This window comes from Microvirga sp. 2YAF29 (assembly GCF_052114605.1).
Classification (GTDB): Bacteria; Pseudomonadota; Alphaproteobacteria; order Rhizobiales; family Beijerinckiaceae; genus Microvirga.
The window spans coordinates 126213-140128 of sequence record NZ_JBFRFB010000007.1 but is presented as its reverse complement, the minus strand read 5'-3'; the positions used below and the strand labels follow the sequence as shown (position 1 = coordinate 140128).

At 63.3% G+C, this 13916-nt stretch carries 15 protein-coding genes and 1 tRNA gene; 8 read left to right on the top strand and 8 right to left on the bottom strand.

The genetic code is table 11. The annotated features are described in order from the left end of the window. Positions 1-82: 82 nt before the first annotated feature. Positions 83-973, bottom strand: a complete 891-nt coding sequence (locus AB4Y85_RS11640) for an N-formylglutamate amidohydrolase (RefSeq protein WP_441985054.1) — start codon at positions 971-973, stop codon at positions 83-85. A 284-nt stretch (positions 974-1257) separates the two neighbouring features. On the opposite strand from AB4Y85_RS11640, the gene cpdR reads away from it, so the two are divergent. The 5 genes from cpdR (at position 1258) to AB4Y85_RS11615 (ending at position 3791) form a co-directional block, all read left to right on the top strand. Beyond that, positions 1258-1614: a cell cycle two-component system response regulator CpdR gene (cpdR, locus tag AB4Y85_RS11635; protein WP_441985053.1), complete on the top strand. Its 357-nt coding sequence runs from the start codon at positions 1258-1260 to the stop codon at positions 1612-1614. Between the two features lie 200 nt (positions 1615-1814). Further along, positions 1815-1889: transfer RNA gene (locus AB4Y85_RS11630), tRNA-Val, on the top strand. 44 nt (positions 1890-1933) lie between these two features. Beyond that, complete coding sequence (gene ykgO / locus AB4Y85_RS11625) at positions 1934-2059, top strand: type B 50S ribosomal protein L36 (protein ID WP_009763379.1); 126 nt, start codon at positions 1934-1936, stop codon at positions 2057-2059. A gap of 127 nt (positions 2060-2186) precedes the next feature. Further along, a complete protein-coding gene (locus tag AB4Y85_RS11620) occupies positions 2187-2789 on the top strand; it encodes a tetratricopeptide repeat protein (protein WP_441985052.1) in 603 nt (200 codons plus the stop codon). A 12-nt stretch (positions 2790-2801) separates the two neighbouring features. Further along, positions 2802-3791 carry an alpha/beta fold hydrolase gene (locus AB4Y85_RS11615; protein ID WP_441985051.1) on the top strand — a complete coding sequence of 330 codons (990 nt, stop codon included), beginning with the start codon at positions 2802-2804 and terminating at the stop codon, positions 3789-3791. A gap of 131 nt (positions 3792-3922) precedes the next feature. On the opposite strand, the gene pyk is transcribed toward AB4Y85_RS11615, so the two are convergent. The 3 genes from pyk to AB4Y85_RS11600 form a co-directional block, all read right to left on the bottom strand. Next, the gene (gene pyk / locus AB4Y85_RS11610) at positions 3923-5359 is read right to left on the bottom strand and encodes a pyruvate kinase (protein WP_441985050.1); all 1437 of its coding nucleotides are present in this window, start codon (positions 5357-5359) and stop codon (positions 3923-3925) included. Continuing rightward, entirely contained in the window at positions 5356-5823 is a 468-nt protein-coding gene (locus tag AB4Y85_RS11605; protein WP_441985049.1) for a DUF1036 domain-containing protein, read from the bottom strand. Before AB4Y85_RS11605 ends, pyk begins: the two co-directional genes overlap by 4 nt. A gap of 197 nt (positions 5824-6020) precedes the next feature. Beyond that, a complete protein-coding gene (locus tag AB4Y85_RS11600) occupies positions 6021-6944 on the bottom strand; it encodes a DMT family transporter (RefSeq protein ID WP_441985048.1) in 924 nt (307 codons plus the stop codon). Between the two features lie 126 nt (positions 6945-7070). On the opposite strand from AB4Y85_RS11600, the gene AB4Y85_RS11595 reads away from it, so the two are divergent. The 3 genes from AB4Y85_RS11595 to AB4Y85_RS11585 all read left to right on the top strand — a co-directional run bounded on the left by AB4Y85_RS11595 (position 7071) and on the right by AB4Y85_RS11585 (position 8559). Further along, positions 7071-7919, top strand: a complete 849-nt coding sequence (locus AB4Y85_RS11595; RefSeq protein ID WP_441985047.1) for an N-formylglutamate amidohydrolase — start codon at positions 7071-7073, stop codon at positions 7917-7919. Between the two features lie 20 nt (positions 7920-7939). Next, complete coding sequence (locus AB4Y85_RS11590) at positions 7940-8236, top strand: DUF1244 domain-containing protein (RefSeq protein ID WP_441985146.1); 297 nt, start codon at positions 7940-7942, stop codon at positions 8234-8236. Positions 8237-8301: 65 nt separating this feature from the next. Continuing rightward, complete coding sequence (locus tag AB4Y85_RS11585) at positions 8302-8559, top strand: DUF2312 domain-containing protein (protein WP_441985046.1); 258 nt, start codon at positions 8302-8304, stop codon at positions 8557-8559. Between the two features lie 73 nt (positions 8560-8632). On the opposite strand, the gene AB4Y85_RS11580 is transcribed toward AB4Y85_RS11585, so the two are convergent. The 4 genes from AB4Y85_RS11580 to AB4Y85_RS11565 all read right to left on the bottom strand — a co-directional run bounded on the left by AB4Y85_RS11580 (position 8633) and on the right by AB4Y85_RS11565 (position 13820). Then, on the bottom strand, positions 8633-8779 hold the full coding sequence (locus AB4Y85_RS11580; protein ID WP_441985045.1) for a hypothetical protein: 147 nt from the start codon (positions 8777-8779) through the stop codon (positions 8633-8635). A 368-nt stretch (positions 8780-9147) separates the two neighbouring features. Further along, positions 9148-10809: a DUF882 domain-containing protein gene (locus AB4Y85_RS11575; protein WP_441985044.1), complete on the bottom strand. Its 1662-nt coding sequence runs from the start codon at positions 10807-10809 to the stop codon at positions 9148-9150. Positions 10810-10949: 140 nt separating this feature from the next. Then, a complete protein-coding gene (locus AB4Y85_RS11570) occupies positions 10950-12683 on the bottom strand; it encodes a L,D-transpeptidase family protein (protein WP_441985043.1) in 1734 nt (577 codons plus the stop codon). 105 nt (positions 12684-12788) lie between these two features. Beyond that, on the bottom strand, positions 12789-13820 hold the full coding sequence (locus tag AB4Y85_RS11565) for a sigma-54-dependent transcriptional regulator (RefSeq protein ID WP_441985042.1): 1032 nt from the start codon (positions 13818-13820) through the stop codon (positions 12789-12791). Positions 13821-13916 lie beyond the last annotated feature (96 nt).

Here is a 13916-nt window from a genome sequence, read left to right as displayed (position 1 = left end):
CGCCGCCCTTCCTGGGCGTTTCCTCCCTAAACTTCGGGCCGCTTTCAGCGGCCTTTTTCTTTTTAGGGCAGAGTTTAGCCAATCACTCCGCAGCAATGGGCCGGATCGTGAACTCGCCTTCGAGGTCTGAGATGACTTGGGCGAAGGCGATGGACAGGTCGGCGGAAAGCGCGCCGAAGCCCGGTTTCTTCTGCATCGCACGCTCATCCATGTAGAGCGCCCGGTTGATTTCGATCTGTAGGGCGTGGCGGCCGAGCGCCGGCTCGCCGTAATGCTCGGTGATGAAGCCGCCCGCATAGGGCTTGTTGCGGATCACCGTATAGCCCCGCCCCCTCAAGGCCGCTTCTACAAGATCGATGAGCAGGGTGGCGCAGGAGGTGCCGTAGCGGTCCCCCAGCACGATATCGGCCTTGATGCCGTCGTCCCGGCTGACGCTGGAGGAGGGCATGGAATGGCAATCGATCAGGATCGCCTGGCCGAATGTCTCGGCCGTACGGCGCACGAGGCCTCTTAAAGTGCGGTGATAGGGCTTGTAGAGCCATTCGATCCGGTGGAGCGCCTCATCCACAGGCAAACGCGACTGATAGATCTCCTGCCCATCGGCCACGATGCGGGGGATGGTGCCGAGGCCGCCTGCCACCCGCATGGAGCGGGTATTGGCGAATGGCGGCAGCCGCCCGTCGAACATGCGGGAATCGAGCTCGTAGGGCTCCCGGTTCAGGTCGAGATAGGCTCGTGGGAAGCGCGCCGCCAAAAGGGGAGCGCCGAGATCGGGGACCGAGGAGAACAGCTCGTCCACGAAGGCATCCTCGGACCGGCGCAGGGCCATGGGATCGAGCCGCGAGGCCGCGAGGAAGGCCGCAGGATAAATCGCGCCGGCATGCGGGGCATTGAAGACGAACGGAATCGTCTGCCCCGTGGGCTCGCTCAGAATGAAAGGGGGGTCGAACTCATCGACGATGGCAGGCCGCATCGGAACAATGGCTACGCTGGAAAATAAATCGTCCGGTTAGTGTAAGGCAGCGCCGCATTCTGTCCACGACAATATCGTTTCTATAGCATCGGACCAAAAAGTGGATTTGCACTTTTTGGATCAATCCGATGCTTTCTCTTTGAATCAGAGCATCGTTCCCACGCAAAACCGGCGCCACTTTTGCGCACGATGCTCCAGGCCGCGTCGTTCTTTCACGGGTTATTTACCCAATTGGGCCCATGAAGACACATTCTCATTCGCCACGATTCGGGGCATGGCAGCCGATGAAGATCCTTCTCGCTGAAGACGACAACGACATGAGGCGCTTTCTTGTGAAGGCGCTGGAGAACGCAGGCTACGAAGTGGCCCCGTTCGATAATGGCCTTTCCGCCTATAACCGCCTGCGCGAGGAGCCCTTCGAGCTCCTGCTGACGGATATAGTCATGCCGGAAATGGACGGCATCGAGCTGGCCCGCAAGGCCACCGAGCTCGATCCGGACATCAAGGTCATGTTCATCACGGGTTTCGCCGCCGTGGCCCTGAACCCGGATTCACAGGCTCCGAAGGATGCGAAGGTGCTTTCCAAGCCCTTCCACCTGCGCGATCTGGTGACCGAGGTCGATAAAATGATGGCAGCCTAAGGCATCGAACCGGTCCGATGCCCTCTCTTTGAATGAGAGCATCGTCCAGTGCGGACCCAGCGGGCCGCGCAAGCGAAAACCGGAACCACTTTTCCGCACGATGCTCCAAAAAGGTTGCTCAACATGACTTGCGCATATGCCCACTTGTGGGTATATCGCCTCCCACAGCCGAAACGGGACGTCAAAAATCACCGTTTCCCGGGCGCGTAGCTCAGCGGGAGAGCACTACGTTGACATCGTAGGGGTCGCTGGTTCGATCCCAGCCGCGCCCACCATTTTCTTTTTTCCGGCCTTCCCGAAGGGCCGCAGGAGACCGGATATGAAGATCCGTAACTCGTTGAAGTCGATCCGCGGTCGTCACCGCGACAACCAGCTGGTTCGTCGCAAGGGCCGGGTCTACATCATCAACAAGACCCAGAAGCGCTACAAGGCTCGTCAGGGCTAAGTGCATCGTCAGGGGAAGCGGACACCGTTTCCCCGAAAAGACGATGCGACCTGAAAGAGTTCGCTGCGGCAACGCCGCGCACGCTTTTATGAATTGACCGCGCATGCCGGGATCCTAAAATCCCGGCATGCGCTTTTTTGTGGGTTTGCTGACCTTATCCTTAAGCTTCGTGGCACTGCCCTTGAGTGCGCAGGAATCCACGCGCCCCAGTGAAGCTCCGAGAGAGCAGGCGACTCCGCCTCGTCCGCGCCCCACCACCATCGACGATCTGTTCGATCGGCTGGCCAAGGCCAAGTCAGAGCCGGAGGCGGAAGGAATCACCTCGCTCATCGAGCGGCGCTTCCAGCGTTCCGGGTCCGATACGGCCGATCTTCTTCTCAGCCGCGCCACGGAAGCCTTCGGCAAGAAGGATTATCCGCTCGCCATCGAGCTGCTCGACCGGGTGGTCACGCTTCAGCCAAACTGGGCGGAAGCCTGGTACAGGCGGGCGACCGTGTTCTACCAGATCGACGATCCGGTCGGCGCCATGGCCGATCTCAGCCGGGCCTTGAAGATCGAGCCGCGCCATTTCAACGCCTGGACCGGCCTCGGCCACATCTTCATGGCCTCGGACGACAAGGCCCGCGCGCTGGAGGCCTATCGTCGGGTGCTCAAGCTCAACCCGAAGCTCTCGACCGTTCAAACCCTCGTGGATCGCCTGGGCCACGATGTGGATGGGCAGGATCTCTGATATTCAATCCTGATGAGTGTTGTTCTTGGTATCCTGGCGACCTTCCTGCTGAGTGTCCTGGCTGGAGCCATCTTCACCCATGTTCATGGCTGGATCATCGCGCGCCGCTACCCGCCGACGGGGAAGTTCATTTCCATCGACGAGTGCCGGCTGCATTACCGGGAGGCCAAGCCCGACGGTGAGCCGCGCGGCACCATCGTGCTTCTGCATGGCGCCTCCTCGAATCTCGTCGAATCCATGCTGGGCCTCGGCTGGCATCTGGCGCAGCGCTACCGGGTCCTCGCTTTCGACAGGCCGGGCCATGGCTGGAGCGAGCGCAAGCGGGGATTAAGCGAAGCCGAGCCCGCGCGTCAGGCGGCGCTTATCGCCACGGCCCTGCGCAAACTCGATGTGCGCAACTCCGTCGTGGTCGGGCATTCCTGGTCGGGAACCATCGTGCCGCATTTTGCGCTGGATCATCGGGATGTGGCGGGCGCCATCCTCGTCCTTGCCGGCATCACTACGCCCTGGCCGGGCGGCACAATGGGCTGGTTCAAGCGCTTCATCGATTCGTGGATAGGCTGGCTGATGATGCGCAGCCTCGCGCTGCCCATCACCCTGGTGCTGCGCCCCTGGATGAAGCGGAAGACCTTCTATCCACAGCCGGCCCCGCCCAGCATCGTGAGAAAAGGCTTCATCCCGTTGGCGTTCAGGCCTCGTGCTTATGAGGCCAACATGCAGGACTTCGCCGTCATGTACGATGGGGTGTGCTCTTTAAGCCCGCGCTACGGCGACATCCGCATGCCGGTCGTGGTGGTGGCGGGCGATCGCGACGAGATCGTCTGGACCGATCTGCACAGTCAGGCCTTCGTGCACGCGGTTCCCGGTGCAAGGCTGATTCTGATGCCGGGGATCGGGCATATGCCGCAATACGCCGACGCCAGCACGGTTCTGGCGGCTATCGAGGAGCTGGCGGAGGAGATCGCGAGCTCGCAGGTTCTGCAAGTGCAAGCCTCATCCTGAGAGTTCGCACTGCCTGTCATGGCCGGGCTTGTCCCGGCCATCCCGATTGGTAGAGCGCAACGCTTCAATGCACCGGGATCACCGGCACAAGGCCGGTGATGACGTGAGGGTGCTGGAAAGCGCGCAGCGCCTCAAGCCTTGGCCGCGTGCTCCTGATTGATGAAGGCGATACGCACCATGTTGGTGGCGCCCGGAGTGCCGAAGGGCACGCCTGCCACGATGATGATGCGGTCGCCGATAACGGAATGGCCCTCGCGCACGGCGAACTTGCAGGCGCGGAACGCCATGTCGTCCATGTCGCTCGCATCCTTGGTGCGGATGGAATGCACACCCCACACGAGAGCGAGGCGCCGCGCCGTGTCCTGGCTGGGAGTGAGAGCGATCACCGTTGAGTTCGGACGCTCGCGGGCGATGCGGAACGCGGTCGAGCCGGAGAAGGTCCAAGCCGCGATGGTCTTGAGGTTCAGCGTGTCGGCGATCTGGTGCGCGCCGGCGGCGATGGCGTCCGAACCCGTGGCTTCCGGCTCGGTGTTGAGGGTGCGCATGATCGACCAGTAATTCTGATCCTGCTCCACCTCTTCCGCGATGCGGCTCATGGTGGAAACCGCCTCGATGGGATAATCGCCAGAAGCGCTTTCCGCCGAGAGCATCACCGCGTCCGCGCCGTCATAAACGGCGGTCGCCACGTCGGAGACTTCGGCGCGGGTGGGCACTGGCGCCGTGATCATGGATTCGAGCATCTGCGTTGCCACAACCACCGGCTTGCCGAGACGGCGGGCGGCGCGGACGATGCGCTTCTGAATACCGGGCACTTTCTCGAGCGGCATTTCTACGCCGAGATCGCCGCGCGCCACCATCACCGCGTCGGAGATCTCCATGATTTCGTCGAGGCGCGTGATGGCCTGCGGCTTTTCGAGCTTCGACATGACGAGAGCGCGGCCGCGGGCCACCTTCTTCACCTCGGCCACGTCTTCGGGACGCTGCACGAAGGAAAGCGCAATCCAGTCGACGCCCGCATCGAGAGCGGCTTCGAGATCCGAGCGGTCCTTCTCCGTCATAGCGGCGACGGGGATCGTCGTGTCCGGCAGGCTCACGCCCTTGCGGTTCGAGATCTTGCCTGCCACCTCGACAACGGTCGTGGCGGAGCCTTCCTTCACGCTCTTCACGCGAAGACGCAGCTTGCCGTCGTCGATGAGAACCGTGTGGCCGGGCTCCAACGAGGACAGGATTTCCGGATGGGGCATGTGGACACGGGTCACGTCGCCCGGTGTCTTGTCGGCATCGAGCGTGAAGGTCTGGCCCGGCTCCAGCATGGCGCTGTCGCCATTGAACATGCCCACGCGCAGCTTCGGACCCTGAAGGTCGGCGAGGATGGCGATGGGGCGCTTGAATTTGGCCTCGACGGCGCGCAGCACAGCCACGCGTTCCTTCAGCCGCTCACGCGGCAGGTGGCTCATGTTGAGGCGGAACACATCGGCTCCGGCCTGGAAGAGCTTCTCGATCATTTCCTGCGATTCGGAAGCCGGACCCAGCGTTGCGAGAATTTTGGTGCGCCGTGAGCGTCTCATGGTTGTGCCCCCCCAGGGCGGTTTGTTTCTGTGAGCTGGATGGTCCAGCTTTTTTGTTCACCGGTATCGACTTCGAAGAAGCCGCTGCGATCAAAGCCTCTCGCGAGGCAATCCTCCGTGCCGCGGATCGTGAATTCTCGTTCGCGGGTACACATGAAGGAGCGTCCGCTCCATTCGCCGCCCCGGTCGTAATCGATCGCGTAGATATAGTAGAAGCGGCCGCCGAGTTGCCCCTTGAGCAGGGTCTCGCAGCCGCGCGCATTCAGGTTCCACCAGCCCTCCGTCACCCAGCCTTGAGCGTCGCGGTAGCCGAGCGCGATGCCCACGCGGCTCGACGTCATGTTGCACAGGCGCAGGTCCGCGTAAGCCGGGGACGCCATCAGGAACATTCCGCCGGCAACGAACGTCGCCAGCGCAAGGCTCCGCCGCCAGCGGGAAGCCGATGTGAGAGGTGCGGCAGTCATAGAGGTCGATTCAGTCAATCTGTCAGGAATGAAATCGCACAATGCGTCGGAAACTATGTCGAATCGTTGTCGGCCAGAAGTGAAAGCGCATCAAGCCAAAACAGCAGCGTTTTCAACATTTAGCCTGCTAAAAATCTGATTCACCGCGCCGTTGAAGGCTTTCAGCCTTGTTTTGCCCTTCGTTTGAAGGGGGAAATTCAATGCGCTTTCGACGCGGCATCGGAGCGGGGACGGGCCGCCCAGATGCCGATCAGGATCAGGGCTCCGCCCAAAGCCTGCATGGAGGAGAGCGCCTCGCTCAGGATGAGCCAGCCGAAGAGTGCGGCGGCGACCGCTTCCAGGAAGATCACGAGAGAGGAGAAGACGGCCGGCAGCCGACCCAGGGCGATGGCCAGAAGGCCTTGCCCGCCCGCGTGGCTGATGAGGGACATAGCCACGAGGGCCGCGACGCCCTGCAGGGTGTGCGGCATCACCCGTGGATCGAGCACGAGCGCGACGATCAGCAGGATCACGGCCGTCACGACGGTCGCCTCGAAGGTGACGCGGGCCGCGCCCGCATTCTCACGCGCCTTGCCGACGGCAATGAAATAGAGGCCGAAAAAGATGGCTGTGCATATTCCGAAGAGATCGCCTTGGAGGCGGGACGTGCCGATCTGGAGGCTTTCCCCGATCAGGGCCGCGCCACCCGCAAGGCAAAATGCAAGGCCGATGACTGTGCCGCGGGAGACCCGCTGCTTGAGCACGAGCCAGGTGATCAGCACGACGAAAAGCGGGGCGGTGGTGGCGAAGAAGGTGGCGTTGGCCACCGTCGTATCGCGAATCGACAGGTGCCAGAAGAAGAGATCCCCCGAGAAGACGAGGCCCGCCAGCACATTCGCCTTGGCGAACCACACCTTCGGTTTGTCCCTCGGTGCCTTCGCCTCCTCGATTCGCATCCAGGCATAGAGGAGCGGCAGGCACAGGGCCACGCGCCAGAAGGCGCTGGCGAAGGGGCCCACATCCGTCAGGGCGAAGCGCACGAAGATCGGGGAGATGCCCATGGCGACCGCGCCGAGGCACAGCGCCGTGAAAGCCGGTGCTATCCCTGAATCGACACGTGCGGTTGTGGATGATGAGGACATGTGGGCCTTTGGGCGCTTGCGCAGGAATGTTGCGCGGTTGGTCGCGTTGTCACGTCTGGTAGGGCAGGTTAAGCCATCCTTTCAACCCTGCATTTCCACTCAAGCTCAAGTTATTCGGTCTCCACCATGTCCGCCTCCCTCGCGCTCGAGAGCGCCGCCGGTCTCACCCTTGAGACGTCCCTGGAGCCTTGCCCCGTCGAGACCATCGCGGGTGCTGTCGAAACCGGCATCCTTCTCCTGTGCGATCACGCTTCGAATGCGGTCCCGGCTGATTTGGGCGATCTCGGATTGCCGGAGAGCCAGTTCCAGCGCCACATCGCCTACGATATCGGCGCTGCGGCGGTGACGCGTTCCCTTGCAGAGCGCCTCAATGCGCCAGCACTTCTCACTCAATTCTCCCGCCTCATCATCGACCCCAATCGCGGGCGCGACGATCCGACCCTGGTCATGCGGCTCTCCGACGGCGCGGTGGTGCCGGGCAATGCCAAGGTGGACGAGGCCGAGGTGCAGAGGCGAATCGCCCGCTTCTACGATCCCTACGATGCCGCCATCTCGGAGGCGATCCACAAGGCAATAGGGGCGGGCCATCCGCCGGTCATCGTGACGGTGCACAGCTACACGCCGATCTGGCGCGGCTGGCCGAGGCCCTGGCATGTCGGCATTCTCTGGGATGCGGATGACCGCTTCGCCAAGCCCCTGTTGGAGGGCCTGATGGCGGAGGAAGGACTCGTCGTGGGCGACAACGAGCCCTATGATGGGGCGCTCGCGGGCGACACCATCGACCGCCACGCCACGATCCGGGGCCTCGCCAATGCGCTGATCGAGATCCGGCAGGATCTCATCAGTTCGGATGAGGGCGCGGAGGAATGGGCGGAGCGCTTCGCCGGGCTTCTCAAGCCTCTCGCCGCAAGGGCAGACCTGCGCCTGCCAACGGCTTTCGGAACCCGCACGCGGGAGCGCCTGCGCCAGCATTGAGGAGAAAACCTGTGAAGGATTTGGACGCCGCGACCCGGACCGAACTGGAAGCCGCCGCTTTCCGCAGGCTCGTCGAGCATCTGCGCGAGCGCGGCGACGTGCAGAACATCGACCTGATGAACCTCGCGGGTTTTTGCCGAAACTGCCTGTCCAACTGGATCAAGGAAGCCGCTGACGCCCGCGGCATCGCGCTCACCAAGGACGAGAGCCGCGAGCATGTCTACGGCATGCCCTACGAGGAGTGGAAGGAGCGCCACCAGAGCGAGGCTTCTCCGTCGCAGCTAAAGAATTTTGAAGAATCGAAGCCGAGGCATTAAACCCGCTTCAACCAAATCGAACGTAACACTGGCGCTAACGCCATCATCAATCAGGGGCTTCATTCATGGATGACGCAGCTTTCAACACCGAATCCGTCGCAGCCGACCAGCTGAAGGCCTTCATCGAGCGCATCGAGCGATTGGAGGAGGAAAAGGCCGGCATCGCCGGAGACATCAAGGACGTCTATTCCGAGGCCAAGGGCAACGGCTTCGATACCAAGGTTCTCCGCAAGATCGTCTCCTTACGCAAGCGCGACTACGCCGAGCGTCAGGAAGAGGACGCGATCCTCGAACTCTACATGCAGGCTCTCGGGATGGTCTGAGGCGCCTGACGCTACGATATGTTTTCAAAAGGCCCGCTGCCTCGCGCTGCGGGCCTTTTTCTTTGCGTGAAGTTTATGCCGCCAGGGCGATGGCTGCGGCGATCATGCCGAGCGAAGCAGACAGCCCGATCCAGTCGAGCGCCCACGAAAGATCGTCGTCCACCGGCGAGGGGAGTGGCGTGGGATCGCCCAGCACCATTTCCTTGTCATCGTCGTCCATGGATCTCTCCAATCCCTGCATAGGGTTGTAGGCCGCATGGACAGGGCAGACGATCACTCTTCGGTATTCATCGGAGGCAGGAAGGCGCGGAGGGAGTAATGACCTCGGCGAGGCTCAGTGTCATCCCCGGCGAGCGGAGCGAGGGAAGGGGATCCATAACGCGGCGCGTGTGGGTGGATTCCCTTCCCCTCCGCTCCGGCCGGGAATGACACTGAGGAAGGATACTCACTCACGTCATCACCGGCCTTGTGCCGGTGATCCCGATTGCCTTGAGGCGCGGCGCTCTTCGGATCGGGATGGCCGGGACAGGCCCGGCCATGACGGTGATGAGCAACAAAAAAGGCGGGGTCTGTGCCCCGCCTTTTCGCTTACCGCACCACCGGCAGCGACTTCACCGCCGGGCCTGTGAACTTGTTGGTCGCCAGATCCCCGATGGGTTTGTTCGAGAAGCCCATATGCAGGCTGGGCTCCGCCGACATGAGGGCGCTGAGCGCCGTCGATGGCTGTTTCGGAGCGGAAGGAGCGGGCTTCGTCGCGACGGGCGCGGGCTTCGGCTTGATGTCCTTGGGCAGATCGCGCGGGGTGGAGCCTGTGACCACAGGAATATCGACCGGAGCGGCGGAGGCCACGGCGATGGGGCGCATGTCAGGCCGTGGCGGCGGCAGCGGAACCAATCCCACGCTGGAATCGGTGGAGCCGCGCAGATCCGCGAGAACCGGGATCGGATTCGTTGCGGAAAGCGAATCGGGGCGGGCTGGAGGCAGCGGCGCATAGGCCAACGCCGTTGTCGGGATCAGCTCCTCGGGCGCATCGGGGCGGCGAGGCGGAATCGGGGCGAAGGCATCCTTGCCGATGGACATATCAGAGCCGTTCGCGGCTTGGCCCTCTGGCCCCTGCTGCCAGGCGAGCGTCGGGCCGGATGGCGTATTGACGGTGCTAGGCTGACCGTTGATCCGGGTCGGAGGGAGAGGCGCCGATTGCGGAACCGAAAGCTCCTCGCGCAGAGCCGGAGCCATGGCGGCGACCACGGTCGGCGAGGGAGCCGGATCGGGCCGCGCTTGTGCCACCGCCACCGGGGCCTGACGCGCAACAGGAGCATTCCGGTTCTCGTATTGCTGCAAGACGGCCGTGGGCGAGGCGTTCGAATCGTCCGCGTAATAGCCATTGGCATTGCCGCGCGACGCCATGATCGTCCGGCTGGGCCGCGATGCGGTGCGGATTTCCTCCGCATCCTCCTCAGCGTCCTCATCGAGACCGAACAGGGTGGCCCAGAAGCTCTTGCGGCGCGGTTGGGCGGCAATGGCCTCATCGGCATCCGCATAGGCCGAATAGCCTGCAACCGTGCCGCCAGCGGCGAGCACGTCCGCGCGGGCGAGCTCGTAGCCGGGGAGGGGACGTCCGTCGGACGGAACATGCACCGTGCGGCCATCGGGGAAGATGCGGGTGAGCTGGTCGCGGGTCATGCGCGGCCATGCGCGCACGCTGCCTACGTCGAGATGGACGAAGGGTGTGTAGGCGTTGGGATAATAGCCGACGCCGCCGCGCTGAAGCCGCATGCCGATGGCGCGCAGGCGGTCGGCGGATACGTCGGGCAGGTAGAAGTCCAGGGCCTTGCCCTGCATGTGCTGGCTGTTCTTGGCGACCGCGCTGGAGCGGCGGCGCAGCATGGAATTCGTCTGGGGCGCGCGATAGGCGGAGTTCACGCGTACCGGCGCGTCCGATCCGACCTCGCGATAAACCTCCCACACTGTATCGAACAGGCGCGGATCCATGCGCGTCGACTCGGCCCGGCGCCAGTCGCGCAGGAACCAGTTGAGCTGTTGCAGGGCGCCGGAATCGTACTGGCCGTTCCGCCTGAAGGTGACGGTCAGCGTCTCTTTGGTGTTGTTGTGGTAGAAGGTCAGCGTGCGCGTGTCGCCATTGGCAACGGCATTCTGCGTGCCGCGCACGCCGCCGGCCATGATGGCGAGAAAAGCCACGAGCCCGATGCCAAAGCGGCTCAAGCGGCGGTCCGAACGCAATACTCTCACTGTGATACTCGTCTTGTACGCTACGCACCGCGGCGGAGCGCGGCAGAACCTTATAGTGAAAGGATCTTTGCCGAAGACGGTTACCTTCCGGTTAAATCGGAGACGAAAAAGCGGCCTGAATGGCCGCTTTTGGATAAGTTTCAATCGGCGAGGTTGAGGGCGGCGCGCACCTTGCGGTCGAGGCCGTAGAGATCGTTGAAGGATTTCAGCTCGCCCTTCTCATCCACCGCGAGAGTGAAATAGGTCAGGTGCACGGGAAGCGGCTGGGAGAGGTTTACATAGCGCTCGCCCTTGCCGACGAGGCCGCGCAGCTTCTCGCCGGTCCACTTGCCGTCCTTGGCGAAGATTTCGTCCGCCAGTTCAAAGGGCTTGTCCACGCGCACGCAGCCATGGCTGAAGGCGCGCCTGGCGGCGGAGAAGAGATTGCGGTTCGGCGTGTCGTGCAGATAGACCGCATGGTTGTTGGGGAACATGAACTTCACGTAACCCAGCGCATTGCGCTCGCCCGGCGGCTGCTGCACGGAAATGTTATTGCCGCGGCGGATGACCTTGTAGCCTTTCCGCGCCGCGTAATAGGGGTCCTGCGCAAGACCGGGCAGGATCTCCTTCTTCATGATCGAGGGCGGAATCGTCCAGGACGGATTCACCACAAGATATTTCATGCTCTCGGAGAAGATCGGCGTCTGCGACTGCTCCTTGCCGACGATCACGCGGGTCTGGTGGACGGTTCTGCCGTTGTCCAGGAATTGCAGGCGGAACTCCGGCACGTTCACCATGATATGGCGGGATCCGAGATCCTGAGGAAGCCAGCGCCAGCGCTCCATATTCGCGATCAGCTCGGCCTCGCGCGCCGCGACGGAGGGGCCGGAGAGTGCCGCCACCGTCTGCGCATTGAGGACCCCATTCGTCGGCAGGCCCTTCTCCTTCTGGAAGGCCGCGACGGCGGAGGCCACGCGCTCGTCATAGACGGTTTCGTTGCTGTCCTTCGTCAGGTTGAAGCGCGCGCGGATGAGGGGCACGCGCGGGTCCTTCATGCCCACTCGCAAGGTCGGGCCTTTCGGCAGGCGCACGCTCGGCTGCGACGGATGGTTGGCGCGCAGTTTGGCGAGACGCTCCTTGAGCGCGCGGTAGCCTTCATGCGGCGGGTTGTAGGTGGCAAGCGCCGCGCCCGCATCCTTCGCGATGCTGACCTTGGCCAGCACCTCGCCGGCCTCGGGCAATTCGAGCTTCGGCGTGGCCAGAGCGGAGAGGCGGGACGGCTCGATGCGTCCACCGCGTGCATCGCGGGCATAGCGGATCACCGAGGCGGACAACTTCAGATCGGCCTCGGCCCATTGCGTGGGCGAGGCATCCTTGCGCAACCTGAAATCGGGCAGCGGATAATCGGCGGAAACGAGCCCATCCTCGTCCGCGTCCTTCAGGCGCGCGGCGACAGCCTGCGCTGCGGGCGTCCAGGCGCCGTCATGCACCCAGGCGAGAGGCTTCTCGGCTTGAGCGTAATAGGCGGTGAGCGATTCGCGTTCTTTCTTGCCCAGTCGCATCTGGCGGGTAGTGGCATCGTCCGCGAGCAGACCTTCCACTGCCATGCGCAGAACATCCTGCTGCATCAGTGCCGTCACGGGCGCGGGATCGGGCATCGGCACGTCGATGACGGGCTCGGGTTTGGTCTCGACCGTCTCGAAGGTGACAGGTGCGGGCTCCGTCACCGGGATCGCGGCGTCATCGAAAGAGGGCTCAGCAGGGACTGCCGCGACGATGGGAGCAGGCGCATCCGGCGAGAGATCGGTGCCGTTCTCCGCCATGGCCGAGAGTGAGAACAGTGAGACGGATCCCAACAGGCCCAGCCAGATCGTCGTCTTGCGTAAATCACGCATGACCGTGCTCCTCATCGCAATGGTGGAGGATGCAGGACCCTCCGGTCTCAAATAAATTTTGGCAGTGTGCAGGCACACCCCTGCTACGCTTAACGCACGAATGCGTCATGCGGCTGCATCGCTTAGGCCAAGTTCTTTCAATTTTCGGTAAAGGGTCGAGCGGCCGATGCCGAGATGGCGCGAGATGGCGGACAAATGTCCTTGGTAATGCATGAGGGCGAAGCGGATCGCGCGTTCTTCGATCTCCGCCAATGTGAGCATGTCGCCGCCATCGCGGAGCAGGGAAACCGCATGCGGATCGGGACGCGAGGCGGCCTCCGGCGCGCGGATGGGCGCCAGCGTGCGCATGATCGGCGCGGGCGGCACCTCCACGCGGAAGCCTTCTACATGCACCGCGATCTGCGGGAATTCGCCAGGCGTGAGCGAAGTGCCGTCGGCAAGAATCACGGCGCGGTAGACGGCGTTTTCCAGCTGGCGCAGATTGCCGGGCCAGTCGTAGCGGGTGAGAAGGGCCACGGCGTCCGCCGACAGCCCCCTGATCCGCTTGCCCTCGTCAGTCGCGAAGCGCTCCGCGAAGAGCCGCGCCCATTCCGTGACGTTCTCGCGCTGAGCGCGTAAGGGACGGATCGCGATGGGCAGGGCCTGGAGACGGTAATAGAGATCTTCCCGGACATGGCCCGCGCGCACTCGCTCGCTGATGTCGAACCCGGTGGATGCGATGATGCGCACATCCAGACGTCTCGCCATCCGCGAGGGAGCATCCTGTTGGGCCAGGAGGTCCATTAGCCTGTCCTGAGCCGAAATGGTCAGGTGCTCGGCGCTCTCGATGAACAGGGTGCCGCTATTTGCTTCCCTTACAGCCCTGAGAAAGGCTGTTTCCGCGTCGTCGCGGGCGTGCGCGTCCTCGGCCTGGAAGCGAATGAAGGAGCGGGCCTTGCGGTCGCCGCTCTCATGTATGGCCTTGGCCAGCGCCTTCGCGCCGCTGCCGGGCTCGCTTTCGATCAGAACGGGCAGGGGGGAGCGGGAAGCCCTGTCCGCCAGCCGCGCCATCTTCTCCCGCTCGGAGCCCGCGACGAGGCCAGCCGCGCCCTGCCGGAGGGTGCGGATGTCGTCGAAGAAGAAGCGGGAAAGGGGCATCAAGCTGCAAAATAAGGAGAATCGGTCCGGCGATGCTGGGCGAGAAGGGTAAACCAGGTGTTAATGGATGGAACTTTCCTTCACCGCATCCTCATT

Excerpts from the sequence above, each read along its gene's own strand:
- AB4Y85_RS11640 (WP_441985054.1), bottom strand. The coding sequence starts at position 973 with ATGCGGCCTGCCATCGTCGATGAGTTCGACCCCCCTTTCATTCTGAGC.
- cpdR (WP_441985053.1), top strand. The coding sequence starts at position 1,258 with ATGAAGATCCTTCTCGCTGAAGACGACAACGACATGAGGCGCTTTCTT.
- ykgO (WP_009763379.1), top strand. The coding sequence starts at position 1,934 with ATGAAGATCCGTAACTCGTTGAAGTCGATCCGCGGTCGTCACCGCGAC.
- AB4Y85_RS11620 (WP_441985052.1), top strand. The coding sequence starts at position 2,187 with ATGCGCTTTTTTGTGGGTTTGCTGACCTTATCCTTAAGCTTCGTGGCA.
- AB4Y85_RS11615 (WP_441985051.1), top strand. The coding sequence starts at position 2,802 with ATGAGTGTTGTTCTTGGTATCCTGGCGACCTTCCTGCTGAGTGTCCTG.
- pyk (WP_441985050.1), bottom strand. The coding sequence starts at position 5,359 with ATGAGACGCTCACGGCGCACCAAAATTCTCGCAACGCTGGGTCCGGCT.
- AB4Y85_RS11605 (WP_441985049.1), bottom strand. The coding sequence starts at position 5,823 with ATGACTGCCGCACCTCTCACATCGGCTTCCCGCTGGCGGCGGAGCCTT.
- AB4Y85_RS11600 (WP_441985048.1), bottom strand. The coding sequence starts at position 6,944 with ATGTCCTCATCATCCACAACCGCACGTGTCGATTCAGGGATAGCACCG.
- AB4Y85_RS11595 (WP_441985047.1), top strand. The coding sequence starts at position 7,071 with ATGTCCGCCTCCCTCGCGCTCGAGAGCGCCGCCGGTCTCACCCTTGAG.
- AB4Y85_RS11585 (WP_441985046.1), top strand. The coding sequence starts at position 8,302 with ATGGATGACGCAGCTTTCAACACCGAATCCGTCGCAGCCGACCAGCTG.
- AB4Y85_RS11580 (WP_441985045.1), bottom strand. The coding sequence starts at position 8,779 with ATGGACGACGATGACAAGGAAATGGTGCTGGGCGATCCCACGCCACTC.
- AB4Y85_RS11570 (WP_441985043.1), bottom strand. The coding sequence starts at position 12,683 with ATGCGTGATTTACGCAAGACGACGATCTGGCTGGGCCTGTTGGGATCC.
- AB4Y85_RS11565 (WP_441985042.1), bottom strand. The coding sequence starts at position 13,820 with ATGCCCCTTTCCCGCTTCTTCTTCGACGACATCCGCACCCTCCGGCAG.